The 466-nt window shown below is 70.4% G+C and carries 1 protein-coding gene; it reads left to right on the forward strand.

Annotated elements, in window-relative coordinates:
* A partial coding sequence (locus DBR34_RS16810; protein ID WP_146186869.1) for a lipid A deacylase LpxR family protein occupies window positions 1-466 on the forward strand: 466 nt, incomplete at both ends.

A 466-nucleotide genomic window follows, 5' to 3' on the forward strand; every position in this document is an offset into this window, starting at 1 on the left:
GCTCAGGGCAAGCAGGTGCAGAACGCGGTGCACGAACTGCTGGGCGACGAGAAGTTCCAGGGCTGGGACAACCAGCTGCACAACGAGCCGGTGTTCATGCTCACCCACGAGCGCATGCGCCGCTGGCCCGCCGATGCCACCGACAATGCCACCGGCTGGGGCTGGGATGCGATCAGCCATTACGGCGGCGCGGTGGGCAACCTGGCCACCCACGTCAATGCGGGCGGTGAGGTGCGCTTCGGCTGGAAGCTGCCCGACGACTTCGGCAGCACCCCGCTGCGCCCGGCCGGCGAAAACACCGCCCCCACCCGCGGCGGCAAGCCGGCCGGCTGGTCCTGGCACCTGTTCGCCACCACCGACGCGGCCTGGGTGATCCGCGACATCACCCTGGACGGCAACACCTTCCGCAACAGCCACAGCGTGGACAAGCGCCACGTGGTGGGCCAGGCCGGCTACGGCGTGGCGG

The sequence above is a fragment of the Stenotrophomonas sp. HMWF003 genome, assembly GCF_003061285.1.
In the GTDB taxonomy this organism is placed as follows: Bacteria; Pseudomonadota; Gammaproteobacteria; order Xanthomonadales; family Xanthomonadaceae; genus Stenotrophomonas; species Stenotrophomonas maltophilia_AP.